This window comes from Jannaschia marina (assembly GCF_013404595.1).
Lineage (GTDB): Bacteria > Pseudomonadota > Alphaproteobacteria > Rhodobacterales > Rhodobacteraceae > Jannaschia > Jannaschia marina.
The window spans coordinates 61439-83034 of record NZ_JABVAX010000008.1; the positions used below are offsets into that span (position 1 = coordinate 61439).

21 protein-coding genes are annotated in these 21596 nt (G+C 71.2%); 12 read left to right on the forward strand and 9 right to left on the reverse strand.

Annotated elements, in window-relative coordinates; translation table 11 throughout:
• Nucleotides 1–18: 18 nt before the first annotated feature.
• The 7 genes from HSX43_RS13890 to crtA form a co-directional block, all read right to left on the reverse strand.
• A complete protein-coding gene (locus HSX43_RS13890) occupies nucleotides 19–1524 on the reverse strand; it encodes an ABC transporter substrate-binding protein (protein ID WP_179380749.1) in 1506 nt (501 codons plus the stop codon).
• Nucleotides 1521–2627 (reverse strand): ABC transporter ATP-binding protein, encoded by a 1107-nt coding sequence (locus HSX43_RS13895; protein ID WP_179380750.1) that lies wholly within the window; start codon nucleotides 2625–2627, stop codon nucleotides 1521–1523. Before HSX43_RS13895 ends, HSX43_RS13890 begins: the two co-directional genes overlap by 4 nt.
• On the reverse strand, nucleotides 2624–3544 hold the full coding sequence (locus HSX43_RS13900; RefSeq protein WP_328795398.1) for an ABC transporter ATP-binding protein: 921 nt from the start codon (nucleotides 3542–3544) through the stop codon (nucleotides 2624–2626). Before HSX43_RS13900 ends, HSX43_RS13895 begins: the two co-directional genes overlap by 4 nt.
• Nucleotides 3545–3765: 221 nt before the next feature.
• Nucleotides 3766–4617: an alpha/beta fold hydrolase BchO gene (gene bchO, locus HSX43_RS13905; RefSeq protein ID WP_179380751.1), complete on the reverse strand. Its 852-nt coding sequence runs from the start codon at nucleotides 4615–4617 to the stop codon at nucleotides 3766–3768.
• 3 nt (nucleotides 4618–4620) lie between these two features.
• A complete protein-coding gene (locus tag HSX43_RS13910) occupies nucleotides 4621–6198 on the reverse strand; it encodes a VWA domain-containing protein (RefSeq protein ID WP_179380752.1) in 1578 nt (525 codons plus the stop codon).
• A complete protein-coding gene (bchI, locus tag HSX43_RS13915; protein WP_179380753.1) occupies nucleotides 6195–7202 on the reverse strand; it encodes a magnesium chelatase ATPase subunit I in 1008 nt (335 codons plus the stop codon). Before bchI ends, HSX43_RS13910 begins: the two co-directional genes overlap by 4 nt.
• Nucleotides 7199–7918 carry a spheroidene monooxygenase gene (gene crtA, locus HSX43_RS13920; RefSeq protein WP_179380754.1) on the reverse strand — a complete coding sequence of 240 codons (720 nt, stop codon included), beginning with the start codon at nucleotides 7916–7918 and terminating at the stop codon, nucleotides 7199–7201. The genes bchI and crtA overlap by 4 nt, the downstream gene beginning before the upstream one ends.
• Nucleotides 7919–8056: 138 nt before the next feature.
• On the opposite strand from crtA, the gene HSX43_RS13925 reads away from it, so the two are divergent.
• The 3 genes from HSX43_RS13925 (at nucleotide 8057) to tspO (ending at nucleotide 11175) form a co-directional block, all read left to right on the forward strand.
• The gene (locus HSX43_RS13925; protein WP_235962662.1) at nucleotides 8057–9577 is read left to right on the forward strand and encodes a phytoene desaturase; all 1521 of its coding nucleotides are present in this window, start codon (nucleotides 8057–8059) and stop codon (nucleotides 9575–9577) included.
• Nucleotides 9574–10602: a 15-cis-phytoene synthase gene (gene crtB, locus HSX43_RS13930; protein WP_179380756.1), complete on the forward strand. Its 1029-nt coding sequence runs from the start codon at nucleotides 9574–9576 to the stop codon at nucleotides 10600–10602. Before HSX43_RS13925 ends, crtB begins: the two co-directional genes overlap by 4 nt.
• Before the next feature lie 93 nt (nucleotides 10603–10695).
• Entirely contained in the window at nucleotides 10696–11175 is a 480-nt protein-coding gene (gene tspO / locus HSX43_RS13935; protein ID WP_179380757.1) for a tryptophan-rich sensory protein TspO, read from the forward strand.
• Here tspO and crtC read toward each other — a convergent pair.
• Both crtC and crtD read right to left on the reverse strand, forming a co-directional pair.
• The gene (gene crtC, locus HSX43_RS13940) at nucleotides 11166–12092 is read right to left on the reverse strand and encodes a carotenoid 1,2-hydratase (RefSeq protein ID WP_208454606.1); all 927 of its coding nucleotides are present in this window, start codon (nucleotides 12090–12092) and stop codon (nucleotides 11166–11168) included. The genes tspO and crtC overlap by 10 nt on opposite strands.
• Entirely contained in the window at nucleotides 12035–13564 is a 1530-nt protein-coding gene (gene crtD, locus HSX43_RS13945; protein WP_179380758.1) for a 1-hydroxycarotenoid 3,4-desaturase CrtD, read from the reverse strand. The genes crtC and crtD overlap by 58 nt, the downstream gene beginning before the upstream one ends.
• Nucleotides 13565–13660: 96 nt before the next feature.
• Here crtD and HSX43_RS13950 point away from each other — a divergent pair, with 96 nt between their 5' ends.
• From HSX43_RS13950 to pufA, 9 genes are all read left to right on the forward strand, one after another.
• Nucleotides 13661–14539, forward strand: a complete 879-nt coding sequence (locus HSX43_RS13950) for a polyprenyl synthetase family protein (protein ID WP_179380759.1) — start codon at nucleotides 13661–13663, stop codon at nucleotides 14537–14539.
• A complete protein-coding gene (locus HSX43_RS13955) occupies nucleotides 14539–15642 on the forward strand; it encodes a methyltransferase (protein WP_179380760.1) in 1104 nt (367 codons plus the stop codon). The genes HSX43_RS13950 and HSX43_RS13955 overlap by 1 nt, the downstream gene beginning before the upstream one ends.
• Nucleotides 15643–15747: 105 nt before the next feature.
• Nucleotides 15748–16689 (forward strand): chlorophyll synthesis pathway protein BchC, encoded by a 942-nt coding sequence (gene bchC, locus HSX43_RS13960; RefSeq protein WP_179380761.1) that lies wholly within the window; start codon nucleotides 15748–15750, stop codon nucleotides 16687–16689.
• Nucleotides 16686–17690, forward strand: a complete 1005-nt coding sequence (locus HSX43_RS13965; RefSeq protein WP_179380762.1) for a chlorophyllide a reductase iron protein subunit X — start codon at nucleotides 16686–16688, stop codon at nucleotides 17688–17690. Before bchC ends, HSX43_RS13965 begins: the two co-directional genes overlap by 4 nt.
• A complete protein-coding gene (bchY, locus tag HSX43_RS13970) occupies nucleotides 17683–19254 on the forward strand; it encodes a chlorophyllide a reductase subunit Y (RefSeq protein ID WP_179380763.1) in 1572 nt (523 codons plus the stop codon). Before HSX43_RS13965 ends, bchY begins: the two co-directional genes overlap by 8 nt.
• Nucleotides 19255–19369: 115 nt before the next feature.
• Nucleotides 19370–20836: a chlorophyllide a reductase subunit Z gene (bchZ, locus tag HSX43_RS13975; protein WP_179380764.1), complete on the forward strand. Its 1467-nt coding sequence runs from the start codon at nucleotides 19370–19372 to the stop codon at nucleotides 20834–20836.
• Nucleotides 20833–21081, forward strand: a complete 249-nt coding sequence (pufQ, locus tag HSX43_RS13980; RefSeq protein WP_179380765.1) for a cytochrome PufQ — start codon at nucleotides 20833–20835, stop codon at nucleotides 21079–21081. Before bchZ ends, pufQ begins: the two co-directional genes overlap by 4 nt.
• A 111-nt stretch (nucleotides 21082–21192) precedes the next feature.
• A complete protein-coding gene (pufB, locus tag HSX43_RS13985) occupies nucleotides 21193–21348 on the forward strand; it encodes a light-harvesting antenna LH1, beta subunit (protein ID WP_055081708.1) in 156 nt (51 codons plus the stop codon).
• A gap of 15 nt (nucleotides 21349–21363) precedes the next feature.
• Nucleotides 21364–21531: a light-harvesting antenna LH1, alpha subunit gene (gene pufA, locus HSX43_RS13990; RefSeq protein ID WP_179380766.1), complete on the forward strand. Its 168-nt coding sequence runs from the start codon at nucleotides 21364–21366 to the stop codon at nucleotides 21529–21531.
• Nucleotides 21532–21596 lie beyond the last annotated feature (65 nt).

Sequence of the window (21596 nt, forward strand, 5' to 3'; positions counted from 1 at the left end):
GGGGCGGGCCAATGGCGGTCACTCGGAGAGCGTCACGCCTTCGAGGCGGATCATCCCGTCGGGGTAGGGCGTGAAGCCCTCGATCCCGGCGTCGAGCGCGGTGATCCAGCTCTGGTGGTAGAGATACACCAGCGGGGCCTCGTCGATCAGGATCGCGCGCGCCTCGTCGTACTTGGCCTTGCGTGCCGCGACATCCGCCTCGCTCCGCGCGGCGTTCAGGGCCGCGTCGACGTCGGGGTGCGAGAAGCCGCTGTCGTTGATGCCGCCGTCGGTGGTGACGAACTGGTGGATGTTGCCGTCGGGGTCGACCCGGCCGGACCAGCCGATCTGGCTCGCGAAGTAGTCGCCGGCGGATTGGTCAGCGAGCAGCGTGGCGAACTCCTTCGAGACGATCTCGATGCGGATGCCGGCCTCGGCCGCCATGGCCTGCACCACCTGCATCAGTTGCAGCGGAATGGTCGTGTTGGGCACCTGCACCGTCAGGTCGACGCCATCGGGGTAGCCCGCCTCGGCCAGGAGCGCCTTGGCCTTCTCGACGTCGCGGGGCTCGATCGGGAAGTCAGCGTTGTACCAGGGCGAGGTCGGCGGGAACGACTGGTTGCCCGGCGCATAGGCCCCCTCGAAGACGACCTGGTTGATGGCCTCCCGGTCCATGGCATGGCTGAACGCCTGCCGCAGGCGCTTGTCGGCACCGAAGGGGCTTTCCGCGTTCTCGCCGTTGCCGACGTTGAAGGTGATCCCCTGGTAGCCGAGCGAGACGGCCGAGACGACGTTGATGCCCTCGTCGGCCTCGGCCTGCGCGAGGTCGGTGGGGGCGAGGCGTTCGAGGATGTGGATGTCACCCGACTGCAGGTTGGCGAGGCGCACGGTCGTGTCGGGGATCGGCAGGAAGGTCACGCTGTCGAAGTTGATCGCCTCGGCGTTCCAGTAATCCGCGAACTTGTTCAGGACGATCCGGTCCTGCGCCACGCGCTCCCCGAAGCTGAAGGGGCCGGAGCAGACGGGGTTCAACCCGAAATCGACGCCCGCCTCGGCGGCGGCTGTGGGCGAGATCATCATGCCCGCGCGGTCGGCGAGTTGCGCCATGACGGTCGCGTCGGGGGCCGTGAGGTTGAGGGTCAGGGTGTAGTCACCGGTCACCTCCACGCTCTCGATCGACGACAGCTCCGACTTGCGGCGGCTCTCCTCGAGGGTCTGCGAGCGGTCGATGTTGTCGGCGACGGCCTGCGCGTTGAAGGGCGTGCCGTCGTGGAACACCACGCCCTCGCGCACCGTCATGTCGATGGACATTCCATCCTCGGCCACGCTCCATTCGGTGGCGAGCTGGGGAACGATTTCGAGGTCGGGTGTGATGTCGACCAGCTTGTCGCAGAGCGAGGCGTAGACGATGCGGCCGACGAAGGTGCGGCTCTGGTCGGGGTCGAGCACGTCGGCGTCGGATTGGAGCGCGATGCGCAGATCCTGCGCCATGGCTCCGCTTGCCATCAGTGCCAGCGCGGCGGTCGTGAACGTCAGATTTTTCATTTCGGATCCTCTCTGTCGGGGGTCTCCGCGACGGGGATGATCTCGGCCCCCTCCGTCGCCTTGCGGTAAAGCTCGAGCCGCGCTTGCGCTGCGGGGCTTCGGCTGCGGGTGGTCGTCCGGCGGGGCGTTGCCCCGATCTTCCGCCAGTGGTGGCAGGCGGTCATATGGCCGTCGGGCGTTTCCTCGGGGGCCGGCACGTCGGTGCGGCAGAGTTCGGTCGCGTGCGGACAGCGGGTATGGAAGGCGCAACCGGGCGGCGGCGCGGAGGGCGAGGGCATCTCTCCCTCGATGCGCGCGCGACTGGCCCCGCCGCGGTCGTCCGGGTCGGGGATCGCGTCGAGGAGGGCGCGGGTATAGGGGTGGCGCGGGCGTTCGAAGAGCGCGTCCGCCGTGGCCTGTTCGACGATCCGCCCGAGATACATCACCGCCACGCGGTCGGACATGTGGCGGATGACGGCGAGGTCGTGGGCGATCAGGACGAGCGTGAGCCCGAGGTCGCGCCCGAGATCGCCCAAGAGGTTGATCACCTGTGCCTGCACCGAGACGTCCAGCGCCGAGACGGGCTCGTCCCCGATGATGAGCCGGGGTTCGGAAGCGAGGGCACGAGCGATCCCGATCCTCTGCCGCTGCCCGCCCGAGAACTCGTGAGGGTAGCGGTCGGCGTGTTCGGGGCGCAGCCCCACCTGTGTCAGAAGCTCGGCTACCTCCTCCTGCCGTTCCGATTTCGACGTCTCGGGGGCGTGGATCTCCAGCGGTTCGCCGACCAGCCGTCCGACGGACATGCGTGGATTGAGCGAGGAAAAGGGATCCTGGAAGATGAACTGCACGTCCCGGCGCAGATCCGAGAGCGCCTTGCCCGTCGCTCGCGTCACCTGACGCCCGTCGAAGAGCACCTCGCCCGCGGTCGCATCGAGGAGCCGCGTCAGGAGCCGCGCGAGCGTGGACTTGCCGCAGCCCGACTCGCCGACGATGGCGAAGGTCTCGCCGGGCCGCACCGCGATCGACACGCCGTCGACGGCCTTCACGACACCCGTCTTCTGGAAGAGGCCCCCGCCTGTCGGGAAATGCTTGACCAGGTTCTGCGCTTCGAGGATCGGCTTCATCCGGCAACCCTCAGCTTCTCTTCGAGCGGGGCGAAATGGCAGGCGGCGTCGTGCCCTGGCCCGACGGGGGCGAGCGCCGGGCGGCTGGCACAGGCGGGCGCGGCGAAGGCGCAGCGCGAGCGGAAGCGGCAGCCCCCGGGCATCCGGTCGATGGTGGGCACGGTGCCCTCGATCGTCGTCAGCCGCGCGCGCGGGCCCGAAAGCCGGGGGACGGAGGCCATCAGCCCGAGGGTATAGGGATGCTGCGGGTTCTCGAAGACTTCCGCGACCGGGCCCCGCTCCACCAGTTGCCCGCCGTACATCACCGCGACCGTGTCGGCGACGTCGGCGACCACGCCGAGGTCGTGGGTGATCATGATCGTGCCCATGCCGGTGTCGCGCTGCAGGTCGCGGATGAGTTCGAGGATCTGCGCCTGGATCGTCACGTCGAGCGCCGTCGTCGGTTCGTCCGCAATCAGAAGGCGCGGGTCGTTGGCGAGGGCCATGGCGATCATCACGCGCTGGCGCTGACCACCGGACAATTGGTGCGGGTAGTGGTCGAGCCGGTCTTCGGGGGACGGCAACCCCACCCGGCGCAGCATCTCGAGCGCGCGCGTCCGGCCCTCGGCGCGGCCGGTCCGCCGATGGCGCACCACCGACTCGGCGATCTGGTCGCCGATGCGGAAGGCGGGGTTGAGCGACGTCATCGGCTCCTGAAAGATCATTGCCATGTCGCCGCCACGCAGGTCGGACGGCACGCGGGCGCGTGTCAGATCGACTTCTATACCTTGAAATGCAAGGCTTCCGCTCGGAATCCGCGCGGCGTCCATCGGCAGGAGGCCCATGAGCGCCATCGCCGTCACGCTCTTGCCGCAGCCTGATTCCCCCACGATGCAGAGGATCTCGCCTGGTGCGACGTCGAGGTCGACGCGCTCCACCACTGGGGCGGCCTGGCCGCGAAATCTCAGGCTGAAGTCGCGCAGCGACAGGAGGGGCGTGTCGGAGGACAGGGCGAACCTCGCCGGATAGTTTGAACCAATTGCCTATTGGTCCGCAGATTGTCGTGTACGAGTCAATCCCTTTCCGCCCCACACGCAAAACGCGTTCGGTTTCCCGTGGACCACGGCCTCCTCTGCTCAAGAATGAGGCGATTGCGCGGTCAGCCGTCCGCCCGGAGGAAGCCGAGAACCTCCGCCGCGACCCGCTCCGCGTCTTCCTCGTGGGCGAGGTGGCCGAGGCCCGGAAGGTCGCGGTGGCGGGCGCGGGGCATCCGCGGGGCCATGGCGGCGGAGACCCGGGGCGGCACCGCCTTGTCCCGCGCGCCGGTCAGAAACAGCACCTCGGCGTCGACGGCGGGCAGGCGGCGCAGCAGGTCGTCGAGTTGCCATTGCGCCATCATCGACAGCGTGCCCGCGACATGCCCCCGGTCGCTCACCAGCCGGCGGTAGAACCCCAGATCGTCGGACGGCAGCTCCGTCCCCGTCCCGGAGATCAGACGCTCGACGGAGCCGGGGCGGGCCGCGTTGGCGGTGAAGACCTCCGCCACGAAGGGCAGCGTGGCGAGCACCTTCGCCATCAGCGGGTAGAGCACGCCGGCGACGCCCGAGAAGTTGCTGATCGCGGCGTTGATGCCGACGATCCGGTCCACGTGCCCCATCTCGGCCAGCCGCAGCGCCAGCGCCGTACCCGCCGAATGGGCGACGATCGCCACCGGTGCCCAGCCCTCGGCCGCCATCAGCGCGGCGATGTCCTCGGCCATGGGATCGAGCCCGAAGCGCCGCTGCGCCCCGGCCCGCGTGAAGCCCTGACCCGGCAGGTCGAACATCGCCACGCGATGGGTGCGGGCGAGGATCGGCGCGAGGTGGCGGAAGCTCTGCGTTCCGCCGCCGGCCCCGTGGATCAGGACGAGGAGCGGGCCGTCGCCCAGCTCCTGTACGTGCCACTCATGCGGGCCGGCGCGGGTGAAGCGGCTCGCCTCCGCGAACGGCCAGTCGGGCGGTACCCGCGTCACGGCTCAGGACGCACACGCCGCATCGACCGCCTGCGACAGCCGCTGCGCATCGGCGCGGGGCAGGGGTAGATAGGGCGCATCGAGCGTCTCGGCCAGGCGGCGGAGGGTGGGTGAGGGGCGCGCGCCGGTGTCGAGAATGATCGCATCCGTCCCCCGCAACCCACGGGCCACGCGCTGCGCGTCTTCCGCCGCCTGCGCCCGATCCCGCGTACCGTCGAGCGCGACGTTCCCGCGCCCGTCGGTCAGGAGGACGATGGTGGGTGTCATTCCCTTGCGCCGGGCGGTGACGGCCATGGTCCGTGCTTCCCGCAGGCCGTGGGCGAGGGGCGTGGCACCGCCGCCGGGCAGCGCGGCGAGCCGGCGTTTGGTCTGCACGAGCGAGCGTGTGGGCGGCAGCAGCGCCTCGGCCCCAGTGCCGCGAAAGGCGACGAGCGCGACGTGATCGCGCCGGGAATAGGCCTGCGAGAGGAGGAGTTCGACGGCCCCCTTCGCCTCGGCCAGCCGGGCGAGCGCGGCCGAGCCGGAGGCATCGACGGTGAAGATCAGCAGGCGGTCCGACGTCTCCTCGAAGCGGCGGTGGCGCAGGTCATCCTGCCGGAAGATCGGGCCCCTGCGTTCGGGCGCGGCACGACGGCGGATCGTCTGCCAGGGCGCGGCGGCGCGCAGGGTCGCGACGAGGTCGATGCGGCCGTTGCCCGCGCCGCCCGCACGCGCCGGCAGGGGGCGGCCGCGGCGGTTGCCCCGGCGCTTCGCGCCCGAGCCCTGACCCGTCGCGCCTCGGGCGGCCCTGCGGGCGAGTTGGGCGAGGATATCGGTCGGGAGCGCCGCACGCACGGCGTCGAGCAGGATGTCCTCGGGCAGGCGCGTCTCGGTCTCCGAAGGGGCCTCCGGGTCGGAGGCCTCTGGCGGGGGCTCGGGCAGGCGGGTCGCACGTGGGGCGAGGACGAGTTCGGCGGCGCGGCTCGCATCCTCCAGCGTGACGGCGGTGCGCCCGGCGAGGGCGGCGAGGCCTCGCGCCGCGCGCAGGGCCAGCATCGCGCCGCGTGGGTCGTCGACGCCGAGCGTCGCGGCGAGCGTGACGATCTCGGACAGAAGGGCCTCGGGCACCGTGACCGTCGCCGGCGGGTCTCCTTCGGGCGGGACGGGGCCGAGCGGTTCGGCCCGGTCGGGCAGGGTGAGGTGAAAGGCGCAGCGCGCGGCGAGGGCCTGCGGCAGTGCCTCCGCGTCGATACCCTCGTCCACGGCGATCAGGACGGACCGGCAGCCGTCGAGATGCCGGGCAAGGCGCGCGGCGAGCCAGGGCGTCGTTCGCTCCGCCGAGGGCAGGCGCAACACAGGGCCGCGCGCGAGCAGACCCGCGGTCCGGATCACGCGACCCGATGCAAGCGAGGCGGCGGCGTCGACCTCGCCGTCGAGCGCCTCCGGTCCCATCGCGGGGTGCAGGGCGGTCAGGGGGCCGAGGGCCGATGCGCAGACGTCGAGCGCCGCGGTCTGTGCCGGCCCCGCGCGGCCGCGGAGCACGACGCCGCCGAGGCCGGGGTCGGCCCGGAGGAGCGCCGCGATCAGGGGCAGGGGGCTCACGCGCCCAGTTCCGCCTCGATCACCCGCTCGACCCGCGTGTCCGAGCCGGCCTCGTCCAGCGGATCGCGCCGCAGCCGGTGGCGCAGCGCCAGCGGGGCCACGGCGCGGATGTGGGTGCGGGTGACGGCGGTATCGTCGCGGAAGGCGGCGAAGGCCCGCGCGGCGCGCAGCAGCACCAGTTCGCCCCGCAGCCCGTCGGAGCCGAGCGCGAGGCAGAGACCCGCGATGTCGCGCAGCGCGGCCTCGGGCGTATCGACCGCGCGCAGGGCCTTGCGCGCGGCGACGATGCGCGCGCGCAGGGCGGCGTCCTCGGCCTGCCAGCGCAGGAGGAAAGCGGTGCGGTCGGTCTCGTAGGCGTCGCGGCGGCGGATCACCTCGATCCGGTCGTCGATGTCCTTGGGTGAGGCGACGTCGACCGAGAGACCGAAACGGTCGAGAAGTTGCGGGCGCAGCTCCCCCTCTTCGGGGTTGCCGGAGCCGACGAGCACGAAGCGCGCGGCATGGCGGATCGACAGGCCCTCGCGCTCCACCACGTTCTCGCCCGACTGCGCCACGTCGAGCAGCAGGTCGACGATGTGGTCTTCGAGGAGGTTCACCTCGTCGATATAGAGATAGCCCCGGTTGGCGGCGGCCAGCAGGCCCGGCTGAAATGCCTTCTCGCCCAGCGTCAGCGCCCGCTCGATGTCGAGCGCGCCGGTCACGCGGTCCTCCGAGACGCCGAGGGGCAGGTCGACGACTGGGGTCGCGATGCTGTGGGTGCCCTTCCCGAGGTCCGTCGCCCAGTCCGGGCAATCGGCGCGGCGGGCGGAATTGACGGGGCAGCCCCTGACCGCCTCGATCGGCGGCAGGAGCGCGGCGAGCGCGCGGACGGCGGTCGACTTTCCGGTGCCGCGATCGCCGAAGACGAGGACGCCGCCGATCGTCGGGTCGACGGCGGTCAGGATCATCGCGGTCTTCATGCCGTCCTGCCCGACGATGGCGGAGAAGGGGAAAGGATGCGTCATGCGGCCTCCGGTCTGTCTGTCATCGGCATGAGGGGCGTGAGGTCGCCCCAGCTGCCGGCGGTTTCGAGGACGTGGAACCGCGCGTAGAGTTCCTCCCGGAACCAACCCTCCGCCCGGACGGCGCGGATGGCCTCGCCGTGGGGGCCGCTGCGGGCGAAGCCGGCCATGGCGGCCGCGTCGGGCCAGATCGAGAAGGTGACCTGATGCAGCCAGGGCACCTCGCCGATGCCGATCTTGAAGAGAACGTTCGGATCCTGCCCGATCACGCGGCTGATGTCGGGGACCCGACCCCAGAAGCGGCGCAGGATGCCGGGTCGCACGGTCGCGCGGGTGAGCGCGGCGATCGGCCCGGGCGCATGGAGGGTGTCCGTCGGCGTGAAGGGGCAGACCCCCGACCAGGCTCCGCGGACGCTCGACGGGGTCAGATGCACCGTCCAGCTTTCGGTCGCCCGGGCGCGGTAGCGACGGAAGATGCCGGCCTCGGCCTGGCGCGCGCGGGCGGTCTCCAGATCGGGCCAGGTGGTCAGGATCGCGTAGACGGCCGTGTTGGGGCGCGGGGTGAATCCCTCGCCCGTGCCGGAGCCGCAGAGCTTCCAGAAGCCGACGTCGGGCAGGCGGGCCATGGCCGGGCGGGCAAGCCCCATCATCGCGAAGGCCCAGAGCCGGTCGGCAAGGGGGCCGAAGCGATAGAAGCTGAGGCTGACGACCTGGCTCATCCGGTGTGAGTCCCTCTTGCTGTAAACCAAGCGTGACAGATTTCGGGCATCTTGGGAAGCCGGGCGGATGAAAAGATTGTAAATCAATCCTGACACTCCTAGCATCGGGTCACGATGCTCGACTCGTCCGCCTCTCCGATGTCCGACCCGCGCGCCCTTGTGATCGGGGCCGGTCTCGGCGGTCTGGCGGCGGCGATGCGGCTCGGGGCCAAGGGATATGCCGTCACCGTCCTCGACAGGCTGGACCGACCCGGCGGACGCGGCTCCTCGATCACGCAGGACGGGTATCGCTTCGACCTCGGCCCGACGATCGTGACCGCGCCGCAGGTCTTCGAGGATCTCTGGCGCGCCTGCGGACGCGACTTCCATGCCGATGTGACGCTGAAGCCGATGGACCCGTTCTACGAGGTGCGCTGGCCCGACGGCACCCGCTTCCGCGCCAGTGGCGACGACGCGGCCATGGTGGAGGAGGTCGCGCGCCTCTCGCCGGGGGACGTGAAGGGCTACCTGCGGTTCCTGAAGGATGCCGAGGCCCGCTACGTCGTCGGCTACGAGGGGATGGTCGCCGAGCCGATGCACCGCCTCTGGTCGACGCTGAAGGTCCTGCCGACCTTCGCGCGCCTGCGGGCCGACCGCTCCATCCACGGCCATGCCGCGGCCCGCGTGAAAGACCCGCGCCTGCGCATGGCGCTGTCGTTCCATCCGCTCTTCATCGGCGGCGATCCGACGCATGTGACCTCGATGTACGCGCTCGTCGCCCATCTCGAGAAGACCTACGGCGTCCACTACGCGATGGGCGGGGTGCAGGCGATCGCCGAGGCCATGGCGCGGGTCGTGCGCGCGCAGGGCGGCATCATCCGGCAGAAGGCCGAGGTGGACGAGATCCTCGTGACGGCCGAGGGAAGCGCCGCCGGCGTGCGCCTGACGCGGGGCGAAGTGCTGGAGGCCCCGCTCGTCGTGTCCAACGCCGACGCCGGGCACACCTATGACCACCTCCTGCGCGGACAGTCCCGTCGCCGCTGGACGCGGCGCAAGCTCGCGCGGAAGCGGTGGTCGATGGGGCTCTTCGTCTGGTATTTCGGCACCAGGGGCACGCGCGCGATGTGGCGCGACCTGGGCCACCACACGATCCTGAACGGCCCGCGGTACCGCGGCCTTCTGCGCGACATCTTCCTCAAGGGGCGGCTTGCGGAGGACTTCAGCCTCTACATCCACCGCCCCTCCGTCACCGATCCGACGGTCGCGCCCGCGGGGGACGACACCTTCTACGTGCTCTCGCCCGTGCCGCACCTCGGCTGGGACGATCCCGTCGACTGGGCGGCGGAGGCCGTGGGCTATCGCGACCGCCTCGCCACCGTGCTGGAGGATCACATGCCCGGCTTCCGCGACCGTATCTCGACCGAGATCACCTTCACGCCGGAGACCTTCCGCGACCGCTATCTCTCGCCCCACGGCTGCGGCTTCTCGCTGGAGCCGCGCATCCTGCAATCGGCCTGGTTCCGGCCCCACAACGTCTCGGAGGAGGCGCGGGGCCTCTACCTCGTGGGTGCCGGAACGCATCCCGGCGCGGGGCTGCCCGGCGTCGTCAGCAGCGCGGAGGTCCTCGCCAAGATGTTGCCCGACGTGACGCCGGCGCAGACGCGGATGGCGGCGGAATGACCGCGCCCGGACTGAGCCCGGCCGACCTGGCCCATTGTCGCGCGGCGATCCGGACCGGCTCCCACTCGTTCCATGCCGCCTCGCGCCTCCTGCCGGCGGAGGTGCGCGATCCGGCGCTCGCGCTCTATGCCTTCTGCCGCCTCGCCGACGACGAGGTGGACGAGGGAGATGGCAAGGCCCTCGCCGTTCTCAACCTTCAGGCGCGGCTCGATCTGGCCTATGCCGGCACGCCGCGCGACACGCCGGAGGACCGCGCCTTCGCCGGCCTCGTCGCCGCCTACGGCCTGCCGCGCGCGCTGCCCGAAGCCTTGCTCGAAGGGCTGGCCTGGGACGCGATTGGCCGTCGCTACGCCACGCTGTCGGACCTGCGCGGCTACTCCGCCCGGGTGGCGAGCGCAGTGGGCGTGATGATGTGCGTGCTCATGCGGGTGCGCGACCCCGATACCCTCGCCCGGGCCTGCGATCTCGGCGTGGCCATGCAGCTCACGAACATCGCCCGCGACGTGGGCGAGGATGCGCGCGCCGGCCGGCTCTACCTGCCGACCGACTGGCTCGGCGAGGCGGGCGTCGATGCCGACGCCTTCCTCGCCGATCCGCGCCCCGCGCCCGAGATCCGCCGCCTGACCCGTCGGCTTCTGGCCGAGGCGCGACGGCTCTACCTGCGTTCGGAGGCCGGAATCGGAGGGCTGCCGCGCCGGGCCCGCCTCGGGATCGCCGCGGCGCGCTACATCTACGCCGGGATCGGCACGGCTCTGCGGGCGCAGGGGCACGACAACATCACCACGCGCGCCCGGACCACGAAGGCGCGGAAGCTCGCCCTCATAGGGCAGGCGGGCGCACGGACGGCGGCGACCTTCGTGTTGCCGACCTCGCCCATCCTCTATGCGCCGCCGCTGCCGGAGGTCGCCTTCCTCGTGGACGCCGCCGCCGAAGGTGTCCGTGCCCCGACACGCGCGACGGCCCTGCTCGAGGTGCTGGCCGACCTGCGCGCGCGGCAGGAGACACCGGGCGTTGCGGCGGAGTGACGTGAGTATTTTCGGCAGGAAGATGCCGGCAGGACGCGAGGGCTCCGTCGCGGGAGGGGTGACTTCGCTCGGCGTCGGTCTAGGCTGTCGTCGATGGATCTGACGCTCTTCGCCCTCTTCCTTCTGGCCTGCGGCGGGGCCGGCGCGACCGGTGCCCTCTTTCCGCCGGGCGATTGGTACAGGACGCTCGCAAAGCCCGGATGGACGCCGCCCGACTGGGTCTTCCCGGTGGCCTGGACCACCATCTACCTCTGCATCTCCTTCGCCGGGGCGCGGGTGGCCGTCCTGCCGGACAACGGGTTCGCGATGGCGTTCTGGGCGCTGCAAGCTGCCTTTTCGACGCTCTGGACGCCGGTATTCTTCGGCCTGCGCCGGCTGAAGGGGTCGCTCCTCGTCATGGCCGTTCTCTGGCCCGCCGTCGCCGGCGCGACCTGGTTCCACCTGCAGGCCGACCTGCTCGCGGGCCTGGCCTTCCTGCCCTATCTCGCGTGGGTCACGGTGGCCGCGGCGCTCAACGCCTCGATTTGGCGGCTCAATCCGGGCGTGGCACCGCTGCGCCCCGATCAGGCCTGAGACCAGCTCCGCCGCCGCGGCACGCGCACCGCGAGCATCGGCTTGAGGAGCGGGTTGGCATAGCGGCGTAGATCGAGCGCTTCGTGCACGCCCTGCACCCGCTCGCCGTCGATCACCGTCTCCACGACGGCGCGGTTGTAGAAGGGTGCGTCGAGCATGGGTTTCACCTGCCTCGGGGTCGTTCCCGGATCGGCGCGTGTCTCGCGGCGCAGCAGCCAGTTCGAGCGGCGGAAGGCCGTGCGCGGGGGAGCCGGGACGACGCGGCCCGCGCCGGTGCCGTCGAAGGCGAAGGCCGCTTCGAGCGCCGAGCCGTCCCGCCGCGCGGCATCGTAGAAGCAGGCGGCCCCGGCCCGCGTCGGGAAGCGGCCCCAGGTCCAGTACGTGAAATCCGATTCGAGCGGGCGGGTGCCGAAGTTGGCGTCGAAGTAGCCGTGTCCCGAGAATTGCCAGCCCGGCGCGTCGAGGTCCACGCGGATGCGCGCGACCGGGGCGAAGGGGCGCCAGACGTGGGCCCCGTCGTCAGTCAGCGGAAGCTCCACGCCGGTCACCGCGTCGGGGGTCAGCACGATGCGGCCGCGCATCCGGCCGACGCGGGGGAGGGAGGCGATCTCGTTCACGTCGATGCGCAGCTCCTGACCCGTCCAGTGCATCTCCGACGGGCCGATCCGCAGGCGCGTCTCCGTCGGGCGCAGGGCGTCGCGGCCCCGGTCGGTCATCGCGAAGCGCCCGCCCGGGCCATAGGTCGCCACGTTCAGGCAGCAGTGGTTCGCCGGGTCTGCGCGCCCGGACCAGTGGTACCACGGCGAGAAGACCGAGCCGATGAAGCCGATGACCGAGATCGCGCGTGCGCCGTCGTCGCTTACGCCGTCGACGTACCACCACGCATAGCCGCCCGGCGGGACGGCGAGGTCGAACATCGGTCCGCCAGCATCGCCTCGGCCGCATGCCGGGCGGAGAGCGCCGCCATCGGCACCCCCGCCCCCGGATGCGCCCCCCCGCCCACGAGGTAGAGCCCCCGGATCGCGGTCCGCGCCCGGGGCCGCGCCAGCCCCGCCGTCAGACCCGCGGGGGATCGCCCGTAGAGGGCACCCAGACTGCCCGGGAAGTCCGCCGCGAAGCCCGCCGGCGTCGTCATCGTCGCGGGTCCGGGCGCGGGCGAGAAGGTCAGGCCGAAGCGGCCCAGGCGCGCGAAGGTCCGGATGTGACATGGCGTGTTCTCCTCGGGCGTGTCGGCGGGGGCGGCGGGGGCGTTGCGGATGATCTCGAAGCGTTCGACCGGGCCCGGCGGGATGCCGCCGCCCCGGTCCTGCGCGCAGACGTAGAGCGTCGCGTCCTCGGGGACGTGCCCGCGGGCGAGGGGGCCGAACTCCGCCGCCGGGTCGTCCCCGAAGAAGACGTTGTGCGCGGCGAGGTCGGGGCCGGCCGGCGTGGCCGCGAAGGCGTGGACATGGGCGGAGAGGCTGCGCGGCTCGACGCCGCTCTGCGGGACTGCGCGGGTGACTCCGGAGCCGAGGAGGCCGCGGGCCAGGGCGCGGGGGTCGCCGTTGAAGAGGACGCGGTCCGTCGCGATCCGCTCCGAGCCGGCATGGACCGCGACGAGGCCGTCCGGTCCGGTGTCCAGTGCCGTCACTTCGGTGTCGTAGCGGATCTCTGCGCCCCGCGCGCGGGCGAGGCCCTCGATCGCGCGGGCGAGCCCATGCATCCCGCCCGCCACCGACCAGACGCCCCGCGCCTCCGCCTGCCAGACGAGGGAGAGGAGCGCCGGCACCTCCTGCGGAAGGCCGCCGACGTAAGTGGCGTAGCGCCCGAAGAGCTGGCGCAGCTTTGGCTCGGCGAAGGCTCCGTCGAGCATCGAGGCGAGGCTCCGGTGCGGCGCCATGTCGAGGAGGAGGCGCGGCTGACGGAGAACAGCGGCAGCGAGGCCGATGCGGGACGGCGCGGCGGCGCGCATCATCGGTGCGTCGAAGGTATCGAAGAGCCGGGCGGTCCGGGCATGGAAGGCCGTGAACTCATGCGCCGACCGGGTGCCGAAGACGCGGGCGATCTCCGCCGTGCTGGCCGTGGCGTCGGCATGGAGATCGAGTCGCGTGCCGTCGGACCAGAAGTGCCGGGCCAGTATCGGGTTTGCGCGGAGCGTCACGTGATCGTCGAGCCGCTCGCCCACGGCGGCGAAGAGGTCGTCGAAGACGCCGCGCAGCGTCAGCACCGTCGGCCCGGCATCGACCGGCCCGGCGGCGGAGGGCCGTGTGCGCATCTTGCCGCCCGGCCCGGCGGCCCGCTCCAGCACCGTCACGTCGCAGCCCGCATGGGCCAGACGCAGGGCCGCCGCGAGCCCGCCGATGCCGGCGCCGACGATGCAGATCCGTTCGCTGTCCGTGCCGTGCCGCATGGCCCCTCCTGACCCGCAGTGTTGACAGGTGACAGGCAACTGTCCACTGTAATTTACAGTTTGCCCGTCATGGGCGGCGACATCAGGAGGTCCGCCATGTCCCTGTCCGACCGCCTCGACCGTGCGCTGAGCGATGCCATCGCGCGGGGTCAGGCGCAGCCCGCGCCCGCCCGGCTGGCCTCCGCGCTCCATTATACAGTTACCCCCGGCGGGGCCCGGATCCGGCCGACGCTGCTCCTCTCGGTGGCGAAGGCCTGCGGCGACGATCGCCCCGCATTGGCCGATGCCGCCGCCGCCGCGCTGGAGCTCATCCACTGCGCCTCGCTCGTCCACGACGACCTGCCCTGCTTCGATGACGCCGACATGCGCCGGGGCAAGTCCGCCGTTCACCGCGCCTTCGGCGAGCCGCTGGCCGTGCTGGCCGGCGATAGCCTGATCGTGATGGCCTTCGAGGTGCTGGCCCGCGCCGCCGCCGAGGAGCCGGCCCGCGCCCCGCAGCTGATGCGGATCCTCGCGACGCGTACGGGGATGCCCCACGGCATCTGCGCCGGGCAGGGCTGGGAAAGCGAGGAGACGGTCGACCTGCGCGCCTATCACCGCGCCAAAACCGCCGCGCTCTTCATCGCCGCGACGCAGATGGGGGCCGCCGCGGCGGGGCACGATCTCGAGGCCTGGGAAGACCTGGGGCTTGCCATCGGGGAGGCGTTCCAGGTGGCCGACGACCTGCGCGACGCGCTGCTCGACGCCGACACGCTGGGCAAGCCGGTGGGTCAGGACGATCTGCACGGTCGGCCCAATGCCGTGGCAGAACTGGGGGTCGAGGGCGCCATCGCGCGGATGCGCGACATTCTGGCCGGGGCCATCGCCTCGATCCCGAAGTGCCCGGGCGAAGCCGAACTGGCGAAGCTCGTCACCGCGCAGGCCGAGGTGGTCGCACCGCTGCGCGCCCGCGCCGCCCGCGTGCCGGGCGAGTAGTGGGCACCGCCGCGCTCCGGCCCGGCTGGCGGCAACGGCTCGTCGCCTCGCCCCGGTTCCAGGCCTGGGCCGCGCGCTTCCCCTTGACCCGGGGCCTCGTCCGCCGGGACGGTGCGGCGCTCTTCGACCTCGTTGCCGGTTTCTGCCACAGCCAGATCCTTGCCGCGCTCGTCCACTTCGACATTCCCGCCCGCCTGATGGAGCGGCCCGCGAATGCCGCGGCGCTCGGCCTCGCCTGCGACATGCCGGAGGCGCGGATGCAGGTGTTGCTGCAGGGCGGAGCCGCACTCGGGCTTCTGCGCCGGCGGCGGGACGGGCGATTCGCGCTCACGCGTCGGGGGGCCGCGCTGGCCGGGGTGCCCGGGCTCGCCGACATGATCCGCCATCACGATGTTCTTTACCGCGATCTCGCCGACCCGGTCGCCTTCTTTCGCGGCGATGTCGAGACGGAGCTGGCCACGTTCTGGCCCTATGTCTTCGGCGGGGAGATGGCACCGGAGGCGGCAGCCCGCTACTCCGCGCTCATGGCCGACAGCCAGGCGCTCGTGGCCGAGGACACGCTCGCCTGCGTCTCGCTCAAGGGGGTGACGCGGCTCTGCGACGTGGGGGGCGGCACCGGGGCCTTCCTGCGCGCGGCCGCCCGGGCGAATCCCGAGATGGCGCTGACGCTCTTCGACCTGCCCGAGGTCGCCGCCTCCGCCCGCGCGCGTTTCACGGCGGAGGGGCTGTCAGACAGGGTGGACATTCGCCCCGGGTCTTTCCGCGACGATCCGCTACCCCGGGGCTGCGACGCGATTTCGCTCATCCGGGTACTCTACGACCATGACGACGCGACCGTCGCGGCGCTTCTGGCGAAATGCCGGGAGGCCCTGCCGCCCGGCGGACGGCTGATCGTGTCGGAGCCGATGTCGGGCGGGGCGCGGCCCGAGCGGGCCGGAGACGCCTATTTCGCGCTCTATACCATGGCGATGCGCACGGGGCGCACGCGGTCGCATTCGGAGATCGCCGCGCTCGCGCGGGACGCGGGTTTCGCCGTCGCTCGGCCCGGACGCACGCCGCGGCCCTTCGTGACCCGCGTGCTGCAAGCCCGCGTGCCGAAGTGACAATGGAAACTTACATTGACAGACTTCAACTGTCAGTCCAACCTGACACTCAGTCGTACCCCGGCTGAGTCCCTCCCGGGGTCGTGGCAACACGGGGAGAGACGCTTGCAGACTCAAGCCATCATTCTGAACGGATCGCGCGACGTCGCCGTCGATACCGTTGCGCTGTGCCCGCCCGGGCCGGACGACGTGGTGGTCGAGATCCGGCAGTCTGGCATCTCCACCGGCACCGAAAAGCTCTTCTGGTCGGGCGAGATGCCGCCCTTTCCTGGCATGGGCTACCCGCTCGTCCCCGGCTATGAGGCGACGGGCGAGGTGGTCGAGGCCGGCCCCGCCGCGAACCTCCGCGTCGGCGACACGGTCTTCGTGCCCGGCGCGAGCTGTTTCGATGGTGTTCACGGGCTTTTCGGCGGGGCCGCGCGGACGCTCGTGACCGATGCTGCCCGTGCCCTGTCCATCGACCCGGGGCAGGGGGTGCAGGGCGCGCTCCTCGCGCTGGCGGCCACCGCCCGTCATGCGCTCGCCGGGCCGCGCGCCGACCTGCCGGAGCTGATCGTCGGTCATGGCGTTCTCGGCCGGCTTCTGGCGCGTCTGACGGTCGCCGCAGGGGGGGCACCGCCCACGGTCTGGGAGACGAACGCCGACCGCCGCCGCGACGCGACACCCTATCCGGTGATCGCCCCCGAGGCGGACGACCGCCACGACTACGCCACGGTCTACGACGCCTCGGGCGATGCCGAGGTGATCCCCGCCCTGATCCCGCGGCTGGCCAAGGGCGGCGAGATCGTCCTCGCCGGCTTCTATCCGGCCCCGATCAGCTTCGCGTTCCCCCCCGCCTTCCTGAAGGAGGCCCGCCTGCGCGTGGCCGCCGAGTGGACGCGCGACGACCTTCTGGCGACCCGGTCGCTGATCGACTCGGGCGCGCTCTCGCTCGACGGCCTCATCACGCACCGCGCACCGCCGGGTGCCGCGGCCGGGGCCTATCACACGGCCTTCACCGATCCGACCTGCCTCAAGATGATCCTCGACTGGGAAGGCTCCGCATGACCCTCGACGACGTTCCCAACCTCCGCGACTTCGACGACCGCCTCCGCGACGAGGCGAACACCGATCTTGCCGATATCCAGACGGATGAGCCGACGTCCAAGACGCAGATCATCGCGATCTACGGCAAAGGCGGCATCGGCAAGTCCTTCACGCTCGCTAACCTGAGCCACATGATGGCCGAGCAGGGCAAGCGCGTGCTGCTGATCGGCTGCGACCCGAAGTCCGACACGACCTCGCTCCTCTTCGGCGGCAAGGCCTGTCCGACGATCATCGAGACGTCCTCCAAGAAGAAACTCGCCGGGGAGGAGGTCGCCATCGGCGACGTCTGCTTCAAGCGCGGCGGCGTCTTCGCGATGGAGCTGGGTGGCCCCGAAGTGGGTCGGGGCTGCGGCGGGCGCGGCATCATCCACGGGTTCGAGCTGCTCGAAAAACTGGGCTTCCACGACTGGGATTTCGACTACGTCCTCCTCGACTTCCTGGGCGACGTCGTCTGCGGCGGCTTCGGCCTGCCGATCGCGCGCGACATGGCGCAGAAGGTGATCCTCGTCGCCTCGAACGACCTGCAGTCGCTCTACGTGGCCAACAACGTCTGCTCGGCGGTGGAATACTTCCGCAAGCTGGGCGGCAACGTCGGCGTGGCCGGCCTCGTCATCAACAAGGACGACGGCTCGGGCGAGGCGCAGGCCTTTGCCGAGGCCGTCGACATCCCGGTCCTCGCGGCCATCCCGCAGGACGACGACCTGCGCAAGAAGTCCGCGAACTACCAGATCGTCGGCACCGAGGCCGGCCCCTGGGGACCGCTCTTCGCCGAACTGGGCCTGAATGTGGCCGAGGCCCCGCCGGTGCGGCCCACACCGCTCGATCAGGACGGGCTGCTGGCGCTCTTCGACAGCAAGGACACCGGCGGCGACGTCGTGCTCGTGCCCGCGACGGATGCCGATATGCGCGGTGCCAAGTCGAAGCCGAAGCAGAGCCTGGAGGTCGTCTACGACGATGTCTGAGCGCAGCGGATACAACGTCACCTACGACGATGCGGGCCGGGTGGAAATCACCCCCGCCGACGCGCCGGACCTGCCCGAGGCGCCCGCGGGGGCCGAGGCTGGGGCCTGCACGTCGAAGGCCACGCTGGAAGCCGCCGCGCGCGAAGCGGGGCAGTCCGACCTGCTCGACCGCTACGCCGCCGACTACCCGAAGGGCCCGCACGACCAACCCCAGAGCATGTGCCCCGCCTTCGGCAGCCTGCGTGTCGGCCTGCGTATGAAGCGGGTCGCCACGATCCTCTCGGGCTCCGCCTGCTGCGTCTACGGCCTCTCGTTCGTGTCGCATTTCTACGGCGCGCGCCGCTCCATCGGCTACGTGCCGTTCAACTCCGAGACGCTGGTCACCGGCAAGCTCTACGAGGATATCCGCGAAGCCGTGCACGAGCTGGCCGATGGCGACCGCCTCGATGCCATCGTCGTCACCAACCTCTGCGTGCCCACCGCGTCCGGCGTGCCGCTGCGCCTTCTGCCCGAAGAGATCGACGGCGTCCGCATCATCGGCATCGACGTGCCGGGCTTCGGCGTCCCGACCCACGCGGAAGCGAAGGACGTGCTGGCGGGCGCGATGCTCGACTACGCCAGGCGCGAGGCCGAGGCCGGGCCGGTGCCGCGCCCCGAAGGCGGCTCCGATCGCCCGACCGTCGCGCTCCTGGGCGAGATGTTCCCCGCCGATCCGATGATGATCGGCCGGATGCTGGAGCCGCTCGGCCTCGCCGCCGGGCCGACCGTGCCGACCCGCGAGTGGCGCGAGCTCTACGGCGCGCTCGATTGCGGGGCCGTCGCGGCGATCCACCCGTTCTACACCGCCTCCGTCCGCGTCTTCGAGGCTGCGGGCCGGCCCGTCGTCGGCTCCGCGCCGGTGGGCCACGACGGCACCGCCGACTGGCTCGCGGCCATCGGCGACGCCTTCGGCCTGCCCGCCGCCAAGGTCGCCGAGGCGCAGAACGCCGTGCTGCCCGCGCTCAGGGCCGCGCTCGCCGCGAACCCCATCAAGGGCACGCTCACGCTCTCGGGCTACGAAGGCTCCGAACTCCTGGTCGCCCGCCTCCTGATCGAGAGCGGCGCCGAGATCCCCTATGTCGGCACGGCCTGCCCCAGGACGCGCTGGTCGGCGGACGACGCCGCCTGGCTGGAGGCGAAGGGTACGAAGGTCAGGTTCCGCGCCTCGCTCGAGGACGATCTGGCCGCGATGGAGGCCGTGCGCCCCGACCTCGCCATCGGCACGACGCCGGTGGTGCAGAAAGGCAAGGAGCTCGGGATCCCCTCGCTCTATTTCACCAACCTCATCTCCGCGCGGCCCTTGATGGGCCTCGCCGGGGCCGGGTCGCTGGCGCAGGTCGTCGGCACGGCCATCGCCAACAAGGACCGCATGGAGACCATGCGCGATTTCTTCGAGGGCGTGGGCCACGGCGATGCCGCCGGTGTCTGGTCCGGGGCACCGAACCTGCATGAGGGGTTCCGGGCCCAGAACCTCAAGAAGATCGAGAAACGCAAGCGCGCCGCGGCGGCGGAGGCGATGATATGATCGCGCGCCTCCTCCCCCCCGGCCCCCCTCCGATCCGGAGGGGGGAGGGCGCGGCCCCGGCCGATTTCGCCTCCCTCTCCCGGTGGGAGAGGGATCGAGGCAGAGGGGGCGCGCCATGCTGATCCAGGATCACGACCGCGCCGGCGGCTACTGGGGGGCCGTCTACGCCTTCTGCGCCGTCAAGGGCCTGCAGGTCGTCATCGACGGCCCCGTCGGCTGCGAGAACCTGCCGGTCACCTCCGTGTTGCACTACACCGATGGCTTGCCGCCGCACGAGCTGCCGATCGTGGTCACGGGTCTCTCCGAAGACGAGATGGGCGCGGGCACCGAGGATGCGATGAAGCGCGCGTGGGAGACGCTCGACCCGGCGCTGCCGGCGGTCGTCGTCACCGGCTCCATCGCCGAGATGATCGGCGGCGGCGTCACGCCGCAGGGCACCAACATCCAGCGCTTCCTGCCCCGCACCATCGACGAGGACCAATGGGAGAGCGCGGACCGCGCGATGACCTGGATCTTCACCGAGTTCGGGATGACCAAGGGCCGGATGCCGCCCGAGAAGAAGCGCGCCGAGGATGCGAAGCCCCGCGTCAACATCCTCGGGCCGATGTACGGCACCTTCAACATGCCCAGTGACCTCGCCGAGATCCGCCGTCTGGTCGAGGGCATCGGGGCAGAGATCAACATGGTGATGCCCCTGGGCAGCCACGTGGCCGAGATGCGCAACCTGGTGAATGCGGACGTCAATATCTGCATGTACCGCGAGTTCGGGCGCGGCCTGTCGGAGGTGCTGGGCAAGCCCTACTTGCAGGCCCCCATCGGCATCGACAGCACGACGAAGTTCCTGCGCAAGCTGGGCGAGCTGCTGGACCTCGACCCGGAGCCCTTCATCGAGACCGAGAAGCACTCGACCCTGAAACCGCTCTGGGATCTCTGGCGCTCGGTCACGCAGGATTTCTTCGCCACGGCGAGCTTCGGCATCGTCGCCACCGAGACCTATGCGCGCGGCATCCGCAACTTCCTAGAAGTCGACATGGGCCTGCCCTGCGCCTTCGCCGTCGCCCGGACGCGTGGCCGGAAGACCGACAACGAGGCCGTGCGCGCCATGGTGCACGACAAGCGGCCGACAGTCCTCCTCGGGTCCATCAACGAGAAGATGTACCTCGCCGAGGCCAAGCAGGGCTTCGGCCCCGCTCCGAGCTTCATCCCGGCGAGCTTCCCCGGGGCCGCGATCCGGCGGCACACCGGCACGCCTTTCATGGGCTACGCGGGGGCCACGTATCTGGTGCAGGAGGTCTGCAACGGGCTCTTCGACGCGCTCTTCCACATCCTGCCGCTCGGCAGCGAGATGGACGCCGCCCCCGCCACCCCCACCCCCCTGCGCCGCGACGTCCCCTGGGACGCCGACGCGCAGGCCCGCCTCGACGAGATCGTCGCCAGCCATCCGGTGCTCACCCGGATTTCTGCGGCAAAGACCCTGCGCGACGCAGCCGAGAAGGCCGCGCTCGATCAGGGCGCTGACCGGGTGGAGCGCGCGACGCTCGACCGGCTGCACCCCACCCCCATCGGAGGAGACAGGACATGACCGACTTCACGACGGACCACATCGCGCTCGCCCCCGCGCGCGAGGCCCCGAGGGCCCGCCGCGCCCGGGCGCACCAGCGCGAGTACTACGCCTATCTCGCGCTCATCTTCCTGGCGACGCTGCCGCTGGCGACCCTGACCTGGGGCCTGACCGCGCTGCGCCGCCTCAGCCTGCCCGAGAAGGGGCCGCTCGCCGCTGCCTGGGCGCAGGCACAGATCATCACGCCGCGGATCTTCAGCGCGTGAGACAGAGTTCGCCGCTCCTTCGGGAGGGTGGAGCAGGGCGGGGGATGAGCCCCCGTCGTACCCGGTCGCGAGGGCCTCGCGGCGTCAGTTCATCTTTTTCAGGAGAAAACAATGGCTGATAAATCCGACCTGTCCTTCACGGGTCTGACAGACGAGCAGGCGCAGGAGTTGCACTCGGTCTATCTGAGCGGATTCTACCTGTTCACTGCGGTGGCGGTGGTCGCTCACATTCTGACCTACTTCAAGCTGCCCTGGTTCAGCTGGTAACAGGAGGACATCCACATGGCACAGTTCTACAAGATCTGGCTGGTCTTCGACCCGCGCCGCGTCTTCGTGGCGCAGGGCGTGTTCCTGTTCCTGCTGGCGGCGATGATTCACCTCGTCCTGCTCAGCAACCCGGAAACCAACTGGTTCGACCGCGCCTTCGCCGCGGAAGAGGCCGCCGAGTGATCGGCCGGTCCTGACATCGTCGTGGGCGGCCGGTCCGCCCGTCGCCCACGACAAACCGCTAACCC

Excerpts from the sequence above, each read along its gene's own strand:
- HSX43_RS13890 (WP_179380749.1), bottom strand. The coding sequence starts at position 1,524 with ATGAAAAATCTGACGTTCACGACCGCCGCGCTGGCACTGATGGCAAGC.
- HSX43_RS13895 (WP_179380750.1), bottom strand. The coding sequence starts at position 2,627 with ATGAAGCCGATCCTCGAAGCGCAGAACCTGGTCAAGCATTTCCCGACA.
- bchI (WP_179380753.1), bottom strand. The coding sequence starts at position 7,202 with ATGACGCATCCTTTCCCCTTCTCCGCCATCGTCGGGCAGGACGGCATG.
- crtA (WP_179380754.1), bottom strand. The coding sequence starts at position 7,918 with ATGAGCCAGGTCGTCAGCCTCAGCTTCTATCGCTTCGGCCCCCTTGCC.
- HSX43_RS13925 (WP_235962662.1), top strand. The coding sequence starts at position 8,057 with ATGTCCGACCCGCGCGCCCTTGTGATCGGGGCCGGTCTCGGCGGTCTG.
- crtB (WP_179380756.1), top strand. The coding sequence starts at position 9,574 with ATGACCGCGCCCGGACTGAGCCCGGCCGACCTGGCCCATTGTCGCGCG.
- tspO (WP_179380757.1), top strand. The coding sequence starts at position 10,696 with ATGGATCTGACGCTCTTCGCCCTCTTCCTTCTGGCCTGCGGCGGGGCC.
- crtC (WP_208454606.1), bottom strand. The coding sequence starts at position 12,092 with ATGTTCGACCTCGCCGTCCCGCCGGGCGGCTATGCGTGGTGGTACGTC.
- crtD (WP_179380758.1), bottom strand. The coding sequence starts at position 13,564 with ATGCGGCACGGCACGGACAGCGAACGGATCTGCATCGTCGGCGCCGGC.
- HSX43_RS13950 (WP_179380759.1), top strand. The coding sequence starts at position 13,661 with ATGTCCCTGTCCGACCGCCTCGACCGTGCGCTGAGCGATGCCATCGCG.
- HSX43_RS13965 (WP_179380762.1), top strand. The coding sequence starts at position 16,686 with ATGACCCTCGACGACGTTCCCAACCTCCGCGACTTCGACGACCGCCTC.
- bchY (WP_179380763.1), top strand. The coding sequence starts at position 17,683 with ATGTCTGAGCGCAGCGGATACAACGTCACCTACGACGATGCGGGCCGG.
- bchZ (WP_179380764.1), top strand. The coding sequence starts at position 19,370 with ATGCTGATCCAGGATCACGACCGCGCCGGCGGCTACTGGGGGGCCGTC.
- pufQ (WP_179380765.1), top strand. The coding sequence starts at position 20,833 with ATGACCGACTTCACGACGGACCACATCGCGCTCGCCCCCGCGCGCGAG.
- pufB (WP_055081708.1), top strand. The coding sequence starts at position 21,193 with ATGGCTGATAAATCCGACCTGTCCTTCACGGGTCTGACAGACGAGCAG.
- pufA (WP_179380766.1), top strand. The coding sequence starts at position 21,364 with ATGGCACAGTTCTACAAGATCTGGCTGGTCTTCGACCCGCGCCGCGTC.